18 protein-coding genes are annotated in these 19,491 nt (G+C 65.3%); 17 read left to right on the top strand and 1 reads right to left on the bottom strand.

All coding sequences use genetic code 11. The features are described 5' to 3' along the window. Positions 1 to 201 precede the first annotated feature (201 nt). Positions 202 to 1,245 carry a rod shape-determining protein gene (locus tag CFE42_RS15185; protein WP_004628293.1) on the bottom strand — a complete coding sequence of 348 codons (1,044 nt, stop codon included), beginning with the start codon at positions 1,243 to 1,245 and terminating at the stop codon, positions 202 to 204. A gap of 498 nt (positions 1,246 to 1,743) precedes the next feature. Here CFE42_RS15185 and gatC point away from each other — a divergent pair, with 498 nt between their 5' ends. The 17 genes from gatC to hslV all read left to right on the top strand — a co-directional run bounded on the left by gatC (position 1,744) and on the right by hslV (position 19,472). Then, entirely contained in the window at positions 1,744 to 2,043 is a 300-nt protein-coding gene (gene gatC, locus CFE42_RS15190) for an Asp-tRNA(Asn)/Glu-tRNA(Gln) amidotransferase subunit GatC (protein ID WP_004628291.1), read from the top strand. A 98-nt stretch (positions 2,044 to 2,141) separates the two neighbouring features. Beyond that, positions 2,142 to 3,641, top strand: coding sequence for an Asp-tRNA(Asn)/Glu-tRNA(Gln) amidotransferase subunit GatA (gene gatA, locus CFE42_RS15195; protein ID WP_004628289.1), 1,500 nt, complete (start codon positions 2,142 to 2,144; stop codon positions 3,639 to 3,641). Between the two features lie 39 nt (positions 3,642 to 3,680). Further along, on the top strand, positions 3,681 to 4,166 hold the full coding sequence (locus CFE42_RS15200; RefSeq protein WP_004628287.1) for a hypothetical protein: 486 nt from the start codon (positions 3,681 to 3,683) through the stop codon (positions 4,164 to 4,166). Then, positions 4,163 to 5,128, top strand: a complete 966-nt coding sequence (locus tag CFE42_RS15205; RefSeq protein WP_004628285.1) for a dienelactone hydrolase family protein — start codon at positions 4,163 to 4,165, stop codon at positions 5,126 to 5,128. The genes CFE42_RS15200 and CFE42_RS15205 overlap by 4 nt, the downstream gene beginning before the upstream one ends. 84 nt (positions 5,129 to 5,212) lie before the next feature. Continuing rightward, the gene (gatB, locus tag CFE42_RS15210) at positions 5,213 to 6,679 is read left to right on the top strand and encodes an Asp-tRNA(Asn)/Glu-tRNA(Gln) amidotransferase subunit GatB (RefSeq protein ID WP_004628283.1); all 1,467 of its coding nucleotides are present in this window, start codon (positions 5,213 to 5,215) and stop codon (positions 6,677 to 6,679) included. 14 nt (positions 6,680 to 6,693) lie between these two features. Beyond that, positions 6,694 to 7,383 (top strand): DUF484 family protein, encoded by a 690-nt coding sequence (locus tag CFE42_RS15215; protein WP_037043817.1) that lies wholly within the window; start codon positions 6,694 to 6,696, stop codon positions 7,381 to 7,383. A 14-nt stretch (positions 7,384 to 7,397) separates the two neighbouring features. Beyond that, positions 7,398 to 8,384, top strand: a complete 987-nt coding sequence (gene xerC, locus CFE42_RS15220; protein WP_004628279.1) for a tyrosine recombinase XerC — start codon at positions 7,398 to 7,400, stop codon at positions 8,382 to 8,384. Positions 8,385 to 8,423: 39 nt separating this feature from the next. Next, a complete protein-coding gene (locus CFE42_RS15225; RefSeq protein ID WP_004628277.1) occupies positions 8,424 to 9,626 on the top strand; it encodes a class I SAM-dependent rRNA methyltransferase in 1,203 nt (400 codons plus the stop codon). A gap of 78 nt (positions 9,627 to 9,704) precedes the next feature. After that, positions 9,705 to 10,223, top strand: coding sequence for a metal-dependent hydrolase (locus CFE42_RS15230; RefSeq protein WP_024541963.1), 519 nt, complete (start codon positions 9,705 to 9,707; stop codon positions 10,221 to 10,223). Positions 10,224 to 10,355: 132 nt separating this feature from the next. Continuing rightward, complete coding sequence (locus CFE42_RS15235) at positions 10,356 to 11,882, top strand: FAD-binding oxidoreductase (RefSeq protein ID WP_004628273.1); 1,527 nt, start codon at positions 10,356 to 10,358, stop codon at positions 11,880 to 11,882. Positions 11,883 to 11,894: 12 nt separating this feature from the next. After that, the gene (locus CFE42_RS15240; protein WP_004628271.1) at positions 11,895 to 13,133 is read left to right on the top strand and encodes a lactonase family protein; all 1,239 of its coding nucleotides are present in this window, start codon (positions 11,895 to 11,897) and stop codon (positions 13,131 to 13,133) included. Positions 13,134 to 13,232: 99 nt separating this feature from the next. After that, positions 13,233 to 13,760, top strand: coding sequence for a Fur family transcriptional regulator (locus CFE42_RS15245; RefSeq protein ID WP_004628269.1), 528 nt, complete (start codon positions 13,233 to 13,235; stop codon positions 13,758 to 13,760). Then, complete coding sequence (locus CFE42_RS15250; protein ID WP_004628267.1) at positions 13,748 to 14,827, top strand: GTP-binding protein; 1,080 nt, start codon at positions 13,748 to 13,750, stop codon at positions 14,825 to 14,827. The genes CFE42_RS15245 and CFE42_RS15250 overlap by 13 nt, the downstream gene beginning before the upstream one ends. A gap of 421 nt (positions 14,828 to 15,248) precedes the next feature. Then, positions 15,249 to 15,668, top strand: a complete 420-nt coding sequence (gene dksA, locus CFE42_RS15255) for an RNA polymerase-binding protein DksA (protein ID WP_009277214.1) — start codon at positions 15,249 to 15,251, stop codon at positions 15,666 to 15,668. 100 nt (positions 15,669 to 15,768) lie between these two features. Next, on the top strand, positions 15,769 to 17,076 hold the full coding sequence (gene zigA, locus CFE42_RS15260) for a zinc metallochaperone GTPase ZigA (RefSeq protein ID WP_004628264.1): 1,308 nt from the start codon (positions 15,769 to 15,771) through the stop codon (positions 17,074 to 17,076). 100 nt (positions 17,077 to 17,176) lie between these two features. Continuing rightward, positions 17,177 to 18,778, top strand: coding sequence for an ABC transporter substrate-binding protein (locus tag CFE42_RS15265; protein WP_004628263.1), 1,602 nt, complete (start codon positions 17,177 to 17,179; stop codon positions 18,776 to 18,778). A 157-nt stretch (positions 18,779 to 18,935) separates the two neighbouring features. After that, a complete protein-coding gene (hslV, locus tag CFE42_RS15270; protein ID WP_004628261.1) occupies positions 18,936 to 19,472 on the top strand; it encodes an ATP-dependent protease subunit HslV in 537 nt (178 codons plus the stop codon). Positions 19,473 to 19,491 lie beyond the last annotated feature (19 nt).

Below are 19,491 nucleotides of genomic sequence, written 5' to 3' on the forward strand. Positions count from 1 at the left end.
GGTCAACGTCAAGGTCAACGGCCTGCCGGCAACAGATTGGGTGTGGCGCTGGTGCGGTGCCCAAGCCCTGGGTGGGCGGAGCACGGTGCACCTGCGCGAGACGCATCTCAGCGGTCCGCGAAGGCGGCTGGCGTGACCACAACGGCAGTCACGAAATCGGTCGCAACAGCGGAACGCGGATCGGCGTGGCGCATGGTCCCGTTATTCGTACGAGAAGATGCTGCCGAGCTTGTCCATGCGCTCAAGCGCCATGCCCGAGCCGCGCACCACGCAGGTCAGCGGGTCTTCGGCCACCAGCACCGGCAGACCGGTTTCTTCGGCCAGCAGGCGGTCGAGGTCGCGCAGCAGTGCGCCGCCGCCGGTGAGCATCATGCCGCGCTCGGCAATGTCGGCGCCCAGTTCCGGCGGGGTTTGTTCCAGCGCGATCTTCACCGACGAGACGATCTGGTTCAGCGGGTCGGTCAGCGCTTCCAGAATTTCGTTGGACGACACCGTGAAGGCGCGCGGAATGCCCTCCGACAGGTTGCGGCCCTTCACTTCCATCTCGCGCACTTCCGAACCCGGGAAGGCCGAGCCGATTTCCTTCTTGATGGCTTCGGCGGTCTGTTCGCCGATCAGCATGCCGTAGTTGCGGCGGATGTAGTTGACGATGGCCTCGTCGAACTTGTCGCCGCCCACGCGCACGCTGCCCTTGTAGACCATGCCGCCCAGCGAGATGATGCCCACCTCGGTGGTGCCGCCGCCAATGTCCACCACCATCGAGCCCGACGGCTCCGACACCGGCAGACCGGCGCCAATGGCAGCGGCCATCGGTTCTTCAATCAGGTAGACCTGCGATGCGCCGGCACCCAGCGCCGATTCACGGATGGCGCGGCGCTCGACTTGGGTCGAGCCGCACGGCACGCAGATGATGATGCGGGGGCTCGGGCGCAGCAGCTTGGTGTCGTGCACCATCTTGATGAACTGCTTGAGCATCTGCTCGGTGACGGTGAAGTCGGCGATCACGCCGTCTTTCATCGGGCGGATCGCCTCGATATTGCCCGGCACCTTGCCCAGCATCTGCTTGGCTTCCTTACCGACAGCCTGGATGGTCTTCTTGGCGTTCGGGCCACCTTCCTGGCGGATGGCCACCACCGACGGCTCGTCAAGGACGATGCCCTTGTCGCGGACGTAGATCAGGGTGTTGGCAGTGCCGAGGTCGATCGCGAGATCGTTGGAGAAATAGCTGCGCAAAAAGCCGAACATCGAATGAATCCTGTTTTTCGAGTCATGGGCGGCCCAGCAGCAGGATTGCGGTGCTACGGCTGCACCTACGCGCGGACGTCGCAAGGGCATGCCATGCGGTCCGATCCTGCTACTGCGCTCCCGGGAATGTCGCGGGCTCCGTGGTGATCGACGGTGGGGTGCCGTGGCACTGGCCATCCTGCCGAGGCTGGGCCGCCCGGAGAGGGGGCCCCCAAGGAACCTTTGATTAAGTGTCGCCTGATGCTGACGGTGCGACTGCCGGGAGGTTCCCGGGGTACTTAATCAGAGGGTCCGTGACTGCACGAAGTCGCCTGCTGACTTAGAAATTTAGTCGGCAATCATACCTTATAATTCGAGCGTTTCGCGGGCGTTTGCCTCCAATTTTGCGGCCAATCGGCACATCCGGGGCCCACCTGCGCGTGCGTTGCGCGCAGTACCCGTCGCTTGCCGCAGCCGCTCATGCTGCCCGCCCGCCGCTGCACTCACTGATCCACTCCGATGGCACTCGAACTCTCCGACGTCAAACGCATCGCCCATCTCGCCCGTATCGAAGTCTCCGAAGGCGAGGCCGCGCAGACCCTCACGCAGCTCAACCAGTTTTTCTCGCTGGTCGAGCAGATGCAGGCCGTGGACACCACCGGCATCGAGCCGATGGCCCACCCGATCGAGCAGGTCCAGGCGCAAGCCCAGCGTCTGCGCGACGATGCCGTCACCGAGGCCGACCGCCGTGCGGACTACCAGCAATGCGCCCCGGCCACCGAAGCCGGTCTGTACCTCGTGCCCAAGGTGATCGAGTAACGCGCGGTAATTCGCGTAAACGGCGCGTCCGCGCTTGTCTTGAGCCCACTCCATTCGACGTCGCCGGCCGCTGCCGGCAGCCCATCCGAACGTATTCGATGACCGCATCCACGATCAAAGCCCTGTCCGCCCAACTCGCCGCCAAGGAGGTTTCGGCGGAGGAACTGGCGCGCCATTACCTGTCGCGCATCGAGGCCGGGGCGCACCTCAACGCCTTTACCCATGTCGACGCCGAGGCGACGCTTGCCCAGGCGCGGGCCGCCGACGCACGCATCGCGGCCGGCAACGCGGCGCCGCTGACCGGCGTCCCGATCGCGCACAAGGACGTGTTCGTCACCCGCGGCTGGCGTGCCACGGCGGGCTCCAAGATGCTCGGCAATTACACCAGTCCGTTTGACGCCACCGTCGTCGAGCGCCTGGGCGCGGCCGGCATGGTGACGCTGGGCAAGACCAACATGGACGAATTCGCGATGGGCTCGTCCAACGAGAACTCGGCGTTCGGCGCGGTCAAGAACCCGTGGAACCTCGAGCACGTGCCGGGCGGCTCGTCGGGCGGCTCGGCGGCAGCGGTGGCGGCCGATCTGGCGCCTGCTGCAACCGGAACGGACACCGGCGGCTCGATCCGCCAGCCGGCATCGTTCTCGGGCATTACCGGGATCAAGCCGACGTACGGCCGCGTGTCGCGCTACGGCATGATCGCTTTCGCTTCGTCGCTGGACCAGGGCGGCCCGATGGCGCGCACGGCCGAAGATTGCGCGCTGCTGCTGTCTGCCATGGCCGGCTTTGACCCACGCGATTCCACCAGTCTGGAACCCGGTCGCGGTGGCGACGTGGAAGACTTCGGCCGCCTGCTCGGCCAGCCGCTGCAAGGCGCAGATGCCGCACGCCCGCTGGCCGGCCTGCGCATCGGTCTGCCCAAGGAGTATTTTGGCGAAGGCCTGGCCGATGACGTACGCACCACGGTACGCGCCGCGCTGGCCGAGCTGGAAAAGCTCGGCGCCACGCTGGTCGACATCAGCCTGCCGAAGACCGAGCTGTCGATCCCGACGTACTACGTGATCGCTCCGGCAGAGGCTTCGTCGAACCTGTCGCGCTTTGACGGCGTGCGTTACGGCCACCGCGCGGCGGAATACCGCGATCTGGCCGACATGTACCGCAAGTCCCGTGCTGAAGGTTTCGGCTGGGAGGTCAAGCGCCGCATCCTGGTGGGTGCCTATGTGCTGTCCCACGGTTATTACGACGCCTATTACCTGCAGGCGCAGAAGATTCGCCGGATCATCGCGCAGGATTTCCAGAACGTGCTGGCCGGTGCCAACCGCCAGTGCGACGTGATCATGGGCCCCGTGGCCCCGACCGTCGCCTGGAAACTGGGCGAGAAGACGAGCGACCCCGTGCAGATGTACCTGGCCGACATCTACACGCTGTCGACCAGCCTGGCCGGCCTGCCGGGCATGAGCGTGCCGGCCGGTTTTGGCGCCAACGGTCTGCCGGTTGGCTTGCAGATCATCGGCAACTATTTTGAAGAGGCACGCATGCTGCAGATTGCGCATGCGTTCCAGCAGGCGACCGACTGGCACCACCCCCAGCCGGCGGCTTGAGGCCCGAACAGACGTATCCGCTCCATGCAGGAGGCACGCATGAACCACTGCATCCGCACTGCACTCGGGCTGGCGCTTGCCGCCGGCCTGCTGGCGGCGTGCGTGCCGATTCCGCTGCCGTCGATTCCGGGCATCAGCCGCCCGACGACCAAGCCGCCGCCGATTTCCGACCGCCGCATCGACGTCAACGGCTACTGCAGCCAGACCGAAGAAGACGGTTTCCGCGAGCAGGCGACGCTGACCGTGGCCGACAACAATGTCAGCGCCATGCAATGGCAGTTGTGGGTCGGCCGGCGCGGTTCGTGTCAGTTCGATTTGTCGACGTTCCGGCAGACCAAGCGCCGCCCCAGCATCGAGCTGCGCGAGCGCTACGGCAATTGCACGCTGATGGTCTGGCAGGACCCGCGCCGCGTCACGCTGGCGCACGCCAACTGCGAGGCGCATTGCACGCCCGGCATCTACGAAGAAGCCTGGCCGGTGATGTTCGACCCGCAAACGGGCCAGTGCGCCCGGAATGCCCGGTGACGCGGACATCGCTTCGTGTGCTGGCGGCGCTGGCGGGCGCGCTGGCGTTGCACGCCGTCGCGCAACCGACGCCGGACGCCGAAGGTGCCCTGCCGGATATGCCCGCTGCGCGTGCGCTGTCGTCGGCGGAGCTTGGCGTGCAGACGGTGGAAATTCCGCGTGCGTCCATGAAAGACGCAGAGGATGCACCGCAAACGCTGACCGCCTACTGGGTCGCATCGCCCCTCAAGGCGCCGGCGACCGGTGCGCCGGTGGTGATCGCGCTGCACGGCTGCAGCGGCCTCTACACGCCGGCCGGGGCGGATGTCAGGGCACTGGGCTCGCGGTATCGCGGTTATGCGCAGTGGCTGGGTGCGCGTGGTTACGCGGTGGTGTTTCCCGACAGTTTCGGCCCGCGCGGCAAACCCCACGGCATCTGCACCGAACGCACCGCCACGCGCGATATCAATGGCGCGGTGCGCCGCGCCGACGTGCTGGCAACGATCCGCTGGGTGGCGGGGCAGCCGGGCGTGGACGCGCGCCGCATCGTACTGCTCGGCTGGTCCAACGGCGCGCAGGCTGTGCTGGAGGCCGTCGACGCCAGCCGCGCCTGGCCCGCAGATACGCCCCCGGTTAATCGCGCGGTCGCGTTCTATCCCGGCTGTGCGTCGGCGCAGAAGCGGCCGGACTATCGGCTGAATGCGCCATTGCTGCTGCTGGCCGGCGGCAACGACGACTGGACGCCGGCTGATCACTGCCAGGCGCTGCAGACGGCCGTACTGGCGCGGCAGCCGCAGGCCCGTTTCGAGCTGGACATGTTTGGCGGTGCGTATCACGGCTTCGACGGCACGGCGCCGGTCACGGAGCGCAACGGCGTCCCGAAGGGACGTCGCTACGGAACGGTCACCGTCGGTGGCGATCCGGCAGCGCGCGAGGCCGCGTTCGCGAAGCTCGCGGCGTGGCTCGATGCGCCGCACCCCTGATCGCACCAGGCAAGAACACCTGAATACCGGAATACCTGAGTACCTAGACATTCACACCACAACAATCGACAGGACACACGCAACATGCAATGGGAAGTGGTGATCGGCCTCGAGACGCACACGCAGCTCTCGACGGTCTCGAAGATTTTCTCCGGCGCGTCCACCGCCTTTGGCGCGGCGCCCAACACGCAAGCGGCGCCCGTTGACCTGGCGCTGCCGGGCGTGCTGCCGGTGCTGAACAAAGGCGCCGTCGAGCGCGCCATCGTCTTCGGCCTGGCCATCGGCGCCAAGATCGCGCCCAAGAGCATCTTCGCGCGCAAGAATTATTTCTACCCTGATCTGCCCAAGGGCTACCAGATCAGCCAGTACGAAATTCCGGTGGTGCAGGGCGGCACGCTGACCTTCCAGGTGGAAGGCAAGAACGGCCAGCCCGGCTATGAGAAGACCGTGCAGCTCACGCGCGCCCATCTGGAAGAAGACGCCGGCAAATCGCTGCACGAAGACTTTGCCGGCATGACAGGCATCGACCTGAACCGCGCCGGCACGCCGCTGCTGGAAATCGTGACCGAGCCGGACATGCGCAGCGCCGCCGAGGCCGTGGCCTATGCCAAGGCGCTGCACGCGCTGGTGATGTGGCTGGGCATCTGCGACGGCAACATGCAGGAAGGCAGCTTCCGCTGCGACGCGAACGTGTCGGTGCGCCGCGGCCCGGACGCACCGTTCGGCACACGCTGCGAAATCAAGAACCTCAACTCGTTCCGCTTCCTGGAAGAGGCGATCAACTATGAAGTGCGCCGCCAGATCGAGCTGATCGAAGACGGCGGCACCGTGGTGCAGGAAACCCGCCTGTACGACCCGGACCGCAAGGAAACGCGCTCGATGCGCAGCAAGGAAGACGCGCAGGATTACCGTTACTTCCCGGATCCCGACCTGCTGCCGCTCGTCATCGGCGACGACTGGATCGAGCGTGTGCGCGCCACTCTGCCCGAACTGCCGGCGGCCATGGCTGCGCGCTTTGAGTCGGCGTACGGCCTGCCGAAGTACGACGCCAGCATCCTGACCGCCACCAAAGCGACGGCTGCCTACTTCGAGGCCGTCGTGGCCGATGCGGGCGCTGCGAACGCCAAGGCTGCCGCCAACTGGATCATGGGCGAGGTCGCCTCGAACCTGAACCGCGCCGATCTGGACATCGACGCTGCGCCGGTGTCGCCTGCGCAACTGACCAAGCTGCTCGCACGCATTGCCGACGGCACGATCAGCAACAACACCGCCAAGAAGGACGTCTTCCCCGCCATGTGGGCAGGCGAGCACGGTGGCGATGCCGACGCGATCATCGCCGAGAAGGGCCTGAAGCAGATGTCGGATTCGGGCGAGCTGGAGAAGATCATCGACGACGTGCTGGCAGCCAATGCCAAGTCGGTCGAGGAATTCCGCGCCGGCAAGGAGAAGGCATTCAACGCGCTGGTCGGTCAGGCCATGAAGGCCACGCGCGGCAAGGCCAACCCCGCGCAAGTTAACGATTTGCTGAAGAAGAAACTGGGCGCAGCCTGATGAGCACCTCCACGATGAACGCACAAGACGTCGCCAACTACCTGCAGGCGCATCCGGCCTTCTTTGAAGAGCACGCCGAGCTGCTGGCCGCCATTCAACTGACGAGCCCGCACAGCCATCGCGCGGTGTCGCTGCAGGAGCGCCAGATGGAAATCCTGCGCGACAAGAACAAGCACCTCGAGCTCAAGCTGTCGGACCTGATGCGCCACGGCAACGAGAACGACCGCACGCAGCAGCGCGTGCACGCATGGACGGCGCGCCTGCTGGGGGAGGCCGACACGCATGCGTTGCCTTATGCCGTGCAGGATGGTCTGCGTGAAATCTTTGACGTGCCGGCTGTCGCGCTGCGCGTGTGGCAGGTCGGCGAAGAATTCGCGCACCTGGAAGTCGCGCAGGGCGTGAGCGAGGAAGTGCGCCTGTTTGCGGCCGGCCTGCGTGCGCCGTATTGCGGCGCCAATGCGGGCTTTGAAGCCGCCGGCTGGCTCGACACGTCGGATACCGGCGGCGCACCGATCGAATCGCTCGCCATCGTCACGCTGCGCGTGCCGGTGCGTGGTGATGCCGACGCCAGCGCCGCGCCGGCATTCGGCCTGCTGGTGCTCGGCTCGCCGGACGCCCGCCGCTTCCATGACGGCATGGGCACGACCTACCTCGCGCAGATCGGCGAACTGGCCGCTGCCGCGCTCAACCGCCTGCGCGACTGAGCGCAGCCCGCCGCATGCCGCAATCCGCATCCGTCGATGACCATGGCGCCCAAGCGCCGCATCCGCAGATTGCGGCGTACCTGGATGCGCTGAAATTCGAGCGGCAGCTCTCGCCGCATACGCTGCAGAGCTACACCCGCGAGCTGGCCGTGTTGCAGCGCCTGGGTGCGCAGCACGCCGCCAATATCGACCTGACGCAACTGCAGTCGCACCACATTCGCCGCATGATGGCGCAGCTGCATGGCGACGGTTTGTCCGGTCGCAGCATTGCGCGGGCGCTGTCGGCGTGGCGCGGCTGGTTCAAATGGATGGCGCTGCGCGATGCCGCTGTCACCGCCAATCCCGTCGATGGCGTACGCGCCCCGAAGAGCCCGAAGCGGCTGCCGAAAGCGTTGTCCGTCGAGCAAGCTGTTGCGCTGATGGAGCAATTGCCCGGCGACGACGCCGAGACGATTCGCGACCGCGCCGTCAACGAGCTGTTCTATTCGTGCGGGTTGCGGCTCTCCGAGCTCGTCAGCCTCGACATGCGCCACGTGAAGGCCGGCGCGTATGAATCGGCGAGTTGGCTTGATCTGGAGGCGCGCGAGGTGCAGGTGCTCGGCAAGGGCAGCAAGCGGCGCACCGTGCCGGTGGGCACCAAGGCGACGGAAGCGCTGGCTGCGTGGCTGGCGGTGCGCGCGCAGCTTGCCAAGTCGGACGCCGCACCTGAAGACGCGCACGCGCTGTTTCTCTCGCCGCGGGGCAAGCGGCTGGCGCAGCGGCAGATTCAATTGCGCATGAAGCGCAACGCCATCGCGGCGGGTGTGCCGGCGGATGTGCACCCGCACGTGCTGCGGCATTCGTTCGCCACGCACATGCTGCAGTCGTCCGGCGACCTGCGCGCGGTGCAGGAACTGCTCGGGCACGCCAGCATTGCCAGCACGCAGGTTTATACTTCGCTCGATTTTCAGCACCTGGCCAAGATCTACGATCAGGCGCATCCCCGCGCGAAGAAGAAGTAGCGCATTGCCCGAGCCTTCGGGCGCCCCATCCCCAGTCGTATGCAAACCCTGATTCTGAAGCCCGGCAAGGAGCGCTCGCTGCTGCGCCGGCACCCGTGGATTTTCGCCAACGCCATCGATCGCGTGGAGGGCAAGCCGGCCTCCGGTGCGACCGTCATCGTGCGCGCGCACAACGGCCAGTTTCTGGCGCGCGCCGCGTTCAGCCCCGTCTCGCAGATTCGCGCGCGCGTGTGGTCGTTCGACGAAGCCGAGCCGGTCGACCACGCATTCTTCAAGCGCCGCATTGCCGCCGCCGTGGCGTACCGCCGCGCGTGGGTGCGCGACACCGACGCCGTGCGCCTCGTCATGGGCGAAGCCGACGGCCTGCCCGGGTTGATCGTCGACCAGTACGGCGCAGGCAAGGATGGTAACGGGGGCCAGCTCGTCTGCCAGTTCAGCGCCGCGGGCGTGGAGCACTGGAAGCAGGCGATCATCGCCGCGCTCATCAACGAGACGGGTTGCCCGAACGTCTACGAACGGTCGGACGTGAGCGTGCGCGAGCGCGAAGGCCTGGAGCAGATGACCGGTGTGCTGGCCGGTGCGGAACCTGCCGCCGACCTGTCTGCCACCGAGCACGGCGTGCGCTACTACGTGGATGTGCGCGAAGGCCACAAGACGGGCTTCTACATCGATCAGCGCGACAACCGCGCGCTCGTTGGCGCCTTGGCGCGCGATCGCGATGTGCTGAACTGCTTCTGTTACACCGGCGGGTTTTCGCTGGCGGCGCTCAAGGGCGGGGCGCGCTCGGTGGTGTCGATCGACTCGTCGGGCGAGGCGCTGACGGTGGCTGAGCGCAACGTCACGCTCAACGGCTTCGATCCGGCGCGTGCCGAATGGCTGGATGCGGACGTCTTCAAGTCGCTGCGCAATTTCCGCGCGGAAGGCCGCCAGTTCGACCTGATCGTGCTGGATCCGCCCAAGTTTGCGGCGTCGGCGCAGCAGGTCGATCGTGCGGCGCGGGCATATAAGGAGATCAACCTCGTCGGCATGCAGTTGCTGCGACCGGGTGGCCTGCTGTTCACGTATTCGTGCTCGGGTGCGATCGACGCAGACCTGTTCCAGAAAATCGTCGCGGGCGCGGCGGCCGATGCCAAGGTCACGGCGCGTATCCAGCGCCGGCTGGCTGGCGGCGTCGACCACCCGCTGCTGACGAGCTTTCCGGAAGGCGAGTACCTCAAGGGGCTGCTGCTGCAAGTCGGCTAGCAATTTGTCGCAATTTTTGGCTTGTCCCGGCAAGCCGCCATTGCGAAGATGCGGTCCTTCGTTTTCCGCATCTCGTCGATGGCTTCCAATGCTGCCCATCACGCGACGGGCTGGGCAGCAGGCCTGATTGCCGCCACCCTCGTCGCACAGGCTTCCCATACGTCTCTCGAACATCTCGGCAGCATCCTGGCGTTTTGCGCGGCGGTGGCCGGCAGCACCGCGCCTGACTGGATGGAGGTGGCCTGGTGGACCCGTGCGCGCCGCCTCTGGATCACGCACCGCACCGCCACCCATTGGGGCATCGGTTGGATAGCCGTGCTTGTTCTGTCGTACCAGGCGCTGGGCCATGCGCACCTGTGGGCGCCGCTGCTGTTCGGCTTCGCCTGTGGCGGCCTGATGCACCTGCTGGCGGACTGGCCGAATCCGTTGGGCGTGCCCTGGATCTGGGGGCGCCATTCCCTGAACTTGTGGAAGAGCGGCCACTGCGATCTGATTGTGGTGATCCTGGCATGGGCCGCGGCATGCTGGCTCGTGCGGCCGTTGTGGGCGGCGACGGCAACGCGCGTAGTTGGATGGTTCGCCCACGTGGCGCGATGAGCCGGCTGCATCGGCATCGTCTGATGGAAGCCGGGCCCGCGAACGACTAAGTTGGAACCGCCGGACGCCACGCGTCCGAATCCAACTTCGTTTGCGCAACGCTTGCGCAAACGCCCTCACCGGGAGTCGTCGATGACACTGGATGTGACGCGCCAAGACCCTCGCTACAACACGCTCAAACATGGCTTCAACCTGCGCTGGCCCACAACGGATGCACAGGCCGCCAGCCGCATCGCCCTCATAGAAAAGCCCGACGATGTGGCGCCCGCCGTGCAGCGCATCATCAACGCGGGCCAACGCCCGACGGTGCGCAGCGGCGGGCATTGCTATGAGGATTTCGTCTCCAACAACCCCGACGGCACGATCGTCGATCTGAGCCTGCTCGCTACGCCCGAGGTGCACGCCGACGGCACGGTGCGCATTCCGGCCGGTACGCAGAACTGGAACGGTTACCTGGAACTGTACAAACGCCACAACGTGACGCTGCCCGGCGGCTCGTGCTATTCGGTGGGCGCGGGCGGGCATATTTGCGGCGGCGGGTATGGACTGCTCTCACGGCTGCAAGGGCTGACGGTGGATTGGCTCTCGGCCGTTGACATCGTCACGGTGGACAAGACCGGCAAGACGGCTGCCCGCACGGTGGATGCAGCGCACGATCCCGATCTGTTCCGTGCGTGCCGCGGTGCGGGCGGCGGCAACTTCGGCGTCATCACCGGCTACACGTTCGCCAAGCTGCCCACGGCACCGCAGGAAGTCGCGCTCGCCACCGTGGCCTTCGACTGGGCCACCATGACGCCGCAGCGCTTTGCAGAACTGCTGCGCATCTACGGCGAATACTGGGACACGCGCGGCAAGGACCCTGACACGTGGGGCATGTTTTCGCTGCTCAAGCTCACGCACAAATCGTCGGGGCAGATCGTCCTGCTCACACAGTTTTGCAACCCCGACGGCACGTGCCGCGATCTCTCTGTCCTCAATGATTTTCTGAACCGCTTCCAGGCCTGCGCGCCCACGCCGGTCAAAGGGCGCCCGCCCGGCTACGGCCCCGCGCACAAACAGGGCGTGGGGCAGCTGCTCTGCTCCAAGCCGCACACCATCGTGCAGTACGACTGGCTGACGGCCACGCAGTATCTGAACGGTTCGGGTGCCAATCAGCGTGGCAAGTACAAATCGGCCTACATGAAGCGCGGCTTCACGGCGCGCGAGGCGCAGCGCATCTACGCCCACCTCACGCGGACGATGCCGGGCGTCGATCTGAGCCAGTCGCTGCTGCAAGTCGATTCGTACGGCGGCGCCGTCAACAAGGCGGAGCGCATTGGCGATACCGCCGTGCCGCAACGCTCTTCCATCATGAAGCTGCAGTACCAGACGTATTGGGCCGCGCCTGCCGATGACGCCGGCCACCTGCGCTGGATCAGCGATTTCTACCGTGACGTCTACGGCGCCCCCGACGTGCCCGCGCCGCACAGCGGCACGCCGTACCCCGGCGACCGGTACGAGGGCTGCTACATCAACTACCCCGACGTCGACATGCTCGCCTACCCGTTCTGGCCGCAGCTCTACTACGGCAGCGGCGACCTGTACGCGTTTCTGCAGGACGTGAAGCGCCGGTATGATCCGAACAACATCTTCCACCACGCGATGTCCGTGCGTGTTTGATGGAGCCATCCCATGACCAATCGTCTTCGTCGAACTTTCATGCAGTGGACTGGTAGCTTGCCTTTGCTGGGCGCTCTTCCCAAAACCGTCATGGCCCAGGCGGGCGAGCAACCCGCCGCGTCGGGCGCGCAGCCCGCAGGCAATGCTCGCCCTTCCCGCTTTGCCTATGTCGGCACGTACACGTTCAACGCACCGGGCGGCACCGCCGGCGGCCCGGCCGCACGTGGCATCTACGTGCTCGCGCCGCGCGGCGAGGCGTGGACCCAGGTGCAGGTGGTCGAAAGTGCCAATCCGTCATTCCTGGCCGTGCACCCGAACCAGCGGTTCCTGTACGCCATCAATGAATTGGAGGTCTACGAGGGTCGCCCAAGCGGCAGCGCCGAGTCCTATGCGATCGACCGGCACGACGGCAAGCTGACGCTGCTCAACCGCCAGCCGCTCTCTTTGTCGGGTACCAACCCTGCGCACGTGGTGGTGTCGCCGGACGGCAAACACCTGTGCGTGTCGATCTACAGCGGTGGCGCGTACAACCTCCTGCCGATCGGTGAGGACGGCAAGCTCGGCACCGTGTCCGGCATCTTCAAGGACACCGGCTCCGGCCCCCGCCCCGAACAGGAAGCGCCGCACGCGCACATGATGCTGTTCGACACCACCGGCCAGCACGTGATCGGTACCGACCTGGGCACCGACCGCATCAACGTGTTCGCCATCGAGGGCGGCAAGCTCGCCCCGCGGGATCGCGCGCAGCTCAAGCCCGGCAGCGGTCCGCGCCACCTGGCGCTGCATCCGCAGGGCAAGCTGCTCTACGTCATCAACGAACTCGAGGGATCGGTCGCCTGCCACGGTTACGACTCCGCTACCGGCCATGTGTCGGAGGAGCGCCAGCGCATCTCCACAACGCCCGCCGACTACACCGGCCAGAAGAGCGGCGCCGAGATTCTTGTGCACCCGTCGGGGCGCTTCCTCTACGCCAGCAACCGGAAGCTGAAGTCCGATCATCCGCTGGCCGACAGCGTGGCCGCTTTCGGCATCGACGCCTCCGGCAAGCTGGCGCCGCTCCAGTACTGGAACGAAGGTGTGCACTTTCCGCGCGCGATGACGATGGCGCCCGACGGCAGCCACGTCTACGTGCTCAACCAGAAGGGCGACACGATCCTGCGGCTGCGCATCGACGGGCAGACCGGCAAGCTGGACCAGCCCGCGGTGGTGGCGAAGATCCCGACGCCGGTGTGTCTGGTGTTTGCGGCATAAGCGGTAACGAAGAAGCGCGAAAAGAAACCCTGGGCGGTGCAAGGCCGCCCAATTGCAACTCAATTGCAGCAACCCGCGCCCCGTGGGACAATCTCGCGCATGAATACCCCGGCCTCGCGCGACGATCTCGCCACTCCGCAACCCCATTCGCCTGAAGAGGCTGCCCGCGCACGCCTGCGCGGCCTGGGCAGCCGTGTGACCGAGCCTCGCGTGCGCGTGCTGGCCGTGCTGATGCAGGGCGCCGATGCGCTCTCGCACCAGGCTGTATGCGACGCGCTGCCGGACGATTCCGGCATCGACCGCGTGACGGTCTACCGCGTGCTCGACTGGCTCGTGGCAGGCGGCATCGTCCACAAGACGGCAGGGACGGATCGCGTCTTCCGCTTCAGCCTGGCCGAGCACGATGCCGCGCGGGAAGCTGCGCACCGCTCGCACAGCCACTTCCATTGCACGCAATGCGGGCGCGACTTCTGCCTGGAAGGCGCCGAGCCGCCGGCCATGCCGATGGCCGCCCTGCCCGCCGGCTTCGCGGCCGACCATGCTGAACTCACCATCAAGGGCGCCTGCGCGGATTGCGCGCATCTGGCGCCCCATCACAAGACAGGAAACGCACCATGTCCAAAATGATCCCCGTTACCATCCTGACGGGCTTTCTCGGCAGCGGTAAGACCACGCTGCTCAAGCGCATCCTGACCGAACAGCATGGCATGAAGATCGCCGTGATCGAAAACGAGTTCGGCGAAGAGAACATCGACAACGACATCCTCGTGCAGGACGGCAACGAGCAGATCGTGCAGATGAGTAACGGCTGCATCTGCTGCACCATCCGTGGCGATCTGGTGAAGGGGTTGTCCGACCTGCTCACGCGCCGCGACAACGATCAGATCCAGTTCGATCGCGTGGTCATCGAAACCACCGGCGTTGCGAACCCCGGACCCGTTGCCCAGACGTTCTTCATGGACGACGAGATCGCCAGCCGCTACCTGCTGGATGCCGTCATCACGCTGGTCGACGCCAAGCACGGCAACATGCAGCTCGACAAGCAGGAAGAGGCGCAGCGCCAGGTGGGCTTTGCCGACGCCATCTTCATCACCAAGAGCGACCTGGTGTCCGCCGCCGATGTGGATGCGCTGCGCCACCGCCTGCTGCACATGAACCCGCGCGCGCCGATCCGCACCGCCAATTTTGGCGAAACGCCGATCGACACCATCTTCGACCTGCGGGGCTTCAACCTGAATGCCAAGCTGGAGATCGACCCCGACTTCCTGCGCGAAGACGATCATGACCACAACCACGATCATGATCACGACCACGCCTGCTCGGCCGATTGCGACCACGATCATGATCATGGCCACCACGGTCACGACCATCACCACCATCACGGGCACGCGCACCATACCGATCGCATCGCCTCGTTCGTCTTCCGCAGCGAACGGCCGTTCAATTACACCAAGCTGGAGGAATTCCTCTCGAGTGTGCTGAACATCTACGGCGAGAAGCTGCTGCGCTACAAGGGCGTGCTCTATATGGAGGGTGTCGACCGCAAGGTCGTGTTCCAGGGCGTACACCAGCTCATGGGTAGCGATGTAGGCGGAAAATGGGACGGCGAGACCCCTTCCAACCGGATGGTGTTTATCGGTGTCGACCTGCCGCGCGAAACGATTCTGAAAGGATTGGAGAACTGCCTGGCCTGATTCGGCGGCTTTCCCCCTCCTTTTGGGTGGCCCCGCCGCGCGCTTTCAGGCAGAATCCGGGCCGGATTTCCTGTCCGTGTTTCTCCGATAGTTCAGTTAATATCGTTCAGCTACAATAGGTCGGTTTAGAAGCACGTCGTCCGAAGCACGTCCGATAGGAGAGCAGGCGATGGTGACTAAGACCAAGGAAGGACGCGGCGCCAACGGCGGTGCCGGGCGGTCCGTAACGGAGTCGGCAGCAGCCCAGGCTGCGCCAGCCACCCGAAAAAAAGCGGCAGGGGGCGCCGCTGCGGGAGAGGCAAAAGGAGGCGCGCGGGGCGGCAAGTCCGCCGCCAGCCAGAATGAGTCCGACGCATCCCCGCGCGAGGACGACGCGACAGCCGACACGGCGCGCGATTTACCAGGATCATCCGCAGCAACCATGAGCAGCAAGAAACTACTCACCGAAGCCGAAATCCTGAAGATGGGCGACAAGGATTACATGAACGAGGCGCAGCTCGCCTTCTTCAAAGACCGGCTTGTAAAAATGCGCGACGAAATTCTCGCGAACGCCAATCAGACCGTCAGCGACCTGCGCGAGACCGTAGTGGTGCCGGACCCGGCTGACCGTGCCACCATCGAAGAAGAGCACGCGCTGGAGTTGCGCACGCGGGATCGTGAGCGCAAGCTGCTCAAGAAGGTGGAGCAGTCGATTGCCCGTATCGACGCTGGCGACTACGGCTACTGCGATGAAACCGGCGAGCCAATCGGCGTGCCGCGCCTGATCGCCCGCCCCACCGCCAACCTGACGCTGGAGGCGCAGGAGCGCCGCGAAAAGCGCCAGAAGATGCATGGTGACTGACGCACGCGTCGCATGCGTTTGACGCGTTTGTTTGAGTTTGGCAGCCCGGTAATCCACCGGGCTGTTTGCTTTGTTAGGCCACGAACCGAGGCCACTGATCATGTCCCGTCCGCTTCCTGTTACCGTGCTGTCCGGCTTTCTGGGCGCCGGCAAGACCACGCTGCTCAACCACGTACTCGCCAACCGCGAGGGCAAGCGTGTGGCCGTGATCGTCAACGACCTGTCGGACGTCAACATCGACGCGCAGCTCGTGGGCGATGGCACAGCCACCAGTGCGCAGCTCTCGCGCACTGACGAGCGCATGGTGGAGCTGTCCAACGGCTGCATCTGCTGCACGCTGCGCGAAGACCTGCTCGACGAGATCGCGCGCCTGGCCCGCGAAGACCGCTTCGACTATCTGCTGATCGAATCGACCGGCGTGGCCGAGCCGCTGCCGATTGCCGAGACGTTTACGTTTGAAGACGCTGAAGGCGACGTGCTGTCCGACCTCGCGCGCCTGGACACCATGGTCACCGTGGTCGATGCGCAGCACTTCCTGGCCGACTACGACGCTGCTGATTTTCTGTCCGATCGCGGCCAGGCGCGTGATGAAGACGACGACCGCACCGTGGTCGACTTGCTGATCGAACAGGTCGAGTTTTGCGACGTGATCGTGCTCAACAAGATCGATCTCGTGAGCGATGCCGAGCGCGAGCGCCTGGCCGGCATCCTGCATTCACTGAACCCGCGGGCGCGCATCGTGCCGGCATCGTTCGGCGCGGTGCCGCTGGACGAAATCCTCAATACGCATCGCTTTGATTTCGATGCCGCGTCTGCAGCCCCGGCGTGGCTGGCCGAGCTGCGCGGCGAACACGTTCCCGAGACCGAAGCGCTCGGCATTCGAAGCTTTGTCTATCGCCGCCGCGTGCCATTCCACCCGCAGCGCCTGTGGAACCTGATGCACACCGAATGGCTGCGCGAACACGGCCGCGTGCTGCGCTCGAAAGGCTATTTCTGGCTGGCCTCGCGTATGGACACCGCTGGCAGCTGGGGGCAGGCCGGCGGCGTGATGCGCCACGGCGGCGCCGGTGCATGGTGGGCTGCGGTGGATGAAGCCGAGTGGCCCGACGAAGAAGAAGCCCGTGCAGACATTGCCGACAAGATGCACGACAACGGTGCGCCCGCACGCTGGGGCGACCGTCGTCAGGAACTCGTCTTTATCGGCACGGACCTGGATGAAGCCGCGCTGATCGCGCAACTCGACGCCTGCCTGCTGACCGATGCGGAGATGGCTGCCGGACCCGAAGCGTGGGTCGCGCTGGCCGATCCGTTCCCCGCGTGGGCCTACGACGACCACGGCGATGAAGACGGTGACGACGAACACGACCACCAACACGGTGACGACTGCGACTGCGGTCACCATCACTGAGCACGCAGATCCCCTGCTTCATCGACGTTGACACCGGCGTCATCCGGTCCTGACAATCCCCGAACGTTTTGCTTTCGTCATGAACCATCGGGGAGTCGTCATGCCGGTCCTGCGTCTGCTGCGCGCCGCGAACCTTGTTGCCGCGCTGTCTTTTTCCACGACGCTCTCGGCGCTCGCGCCGATTGCGGCGCATGCTCAGCCGGCATCCACGCTGGTGATCGGGCTGTCGAGCGATGTCACTTCGCTTGATCCGCACTTCCACAACGTCACGCCAAATTCGAACGTGGCCGAGCATATGTTCGAGGCGCTGATTGCCAAGGACGAGAAGATGCGCCTCAAGCCTGGCCTCGCCGTGTCGTGGAAAGCCCTGAGCGATACGGTGTGGGAGGTCAAGCTGCGTCCCGGCGTGCATTTCCATGACGGCAGCGAGTTCACCTCGGCCGACGTCGTGTATTCGCTGGCGCGCCCGGCCACGATCAAAAACAGCCCATCGCCGTTCACGATCTACACGCGTGGCTTCAAGGAGGTGACGGCCCTCGACAAGCTGACTGTGCGCATCACCACCAACGGCCCCTATCCGCTGGTGCCGAACGACTTGTCGACCATCTACATGGTGTCGAAAAAAGCCGTCGAAAAAGCCGGCGCGGACGATTTCAACAATGGCCGCGCCATGATCGGCACCGGGCCGTACAAGTTCGCGTCGTTCACGCGCGGCGATCGGCTGGAGCTGACGCGCTTTGACGGCTACTGGGGTAAGAAGCCGCAATGGCAGCACGTGACGCTGCGCATTCTGACGGCAGACGCACCGCGCGTGGCAGCGCTGTTGGCGGGCGATGTGCAGGTCATCGAGAACGTGCCGAGCTCGGACATCAAGAAGCTGTCGGCTGACCCGGCGGTGTCGGTATTCAAGATGCCGGTGTTCCGCATGATGTATCTGCATATGGATTCGAACCGCGATGTATCGCCGTTCGTGACCGACAAAGCGGGCAAGCCGCTGCCGAAGAACCCGCTCAAGGATGCCCGCGTGCGCGAGGCGATTTCGCTGGCGATCTCACGCCAAGCCATCGTCGACCGCGTGATGGAAGGCGCGGCAGAACCGACGGGCCAACTCGTCAACAGTGCGCTGTTCGGCCACGTGCCGGGCCTGAAGGCACCGGTGGCGGACCTGCCCGCAGCGAAGAAACTGCTCGTTCAGGCCGGCTACCCCGATGGCTTTGCCATCACGCTGCACGCCACCAATAACCGCTACCCGAACGATGACCGCGTGGCTCAGGTGATCGCTTCGATGCTTTCGCGGGTGGGCATTGCCACCAAGGTCGAAACGCTGCCGTCAGCGTCGTTCTTCACGCGGGCGAACAAGCTGGATTTCTCGTTCCTGCAGGCCGGCTGGGGAGCAGATACGGGTGAAGCCAGTTCGAGCCTGAAGGCGCTGCTGGCCACCTTTGATCCGGCCCGCGGCTGGGGGGCGTCCAATCGCGGGCGCTATTCGAACCCGGCGCTCGATGCCAAGCTGGCTGAAGCCCTGCAAACCCTGGACGACAGCAAGCGCGAAAGGCTGCTGCAGGAGGCCACGGAAATCGGGATCCGCGATGACGGTGTGATTCCGCTCTACTTCAACATCAACGTGTGGGCAGCGCGCAAGGGTTACACGGTGGTGCCGCGTCTGGATGAACGGACCTACGCGTTCGATGTGACGCACTAAAACGGTAAGAAGCACCGTAAGAAGCGATTTTTGGCGCACAAAAAGCGTGCGTCGTGACGGAAATCAGGCTTGAAATCCTGTGGGCTGGCGTCAAGTATGAAGTTCTTTGGCCGGCCCGCTGGGGGCCGCGCCAAGCCGGACCCCTAGGAACAAGCGCATGGAACAGTATCACGGCACCACCATCGTCAGCGTGCGGCGCGGCAACCAGGTCGCGCTCGGCGGCGATGGTCAGGTCACGCTGGGCAACATCGTGATGAAAGGCTCGGCCCGCAAGGTGCGCGCCATCTACGACGGCAAGGTGCTGGTCGGCTTTGCCGGCGCCACCGCCGACGCCTTCTCCCTGCTCGACCGCTTTGAGGCCAAGTTGCAGAAGCACCAGGGCAACCTGCTGCGCTCCGCCGTCGACCTCGCCAAGGACTGGCGTACCGATCGCGCCCTGCGCCACCTCGAGGCAATGCTGATCGTCGCAGACCGCGAAGCCACCCTCGTCATCACCGGCAATGGCGACGTGCTGGACCCGGAAGGCGGCATTGCTGCCATTGGCTCGGGCGGCTCGTATGCCCAATCGGCCGCCAAGGCGCTGATGGAGAACACCGACCTCGCGCCGCGCGATGTGGTGGAAAAATCGCTGCGCATTGCCGGCGAACTCTGCATCTATACCAACACCAATTTCGTGATCGAGACGCTCGAATAAACGAGCGCCTTCATCGACA

Source organism: Ralstonia sp. PBBBR1, assembly GCF_002256165.1.
GTDB lineage: Bacteria > Pseudomonadota > Gammaproteobacteria > Burkholderiales > Burkholderiaceae > Ralstonia > Ralstonia thomasii.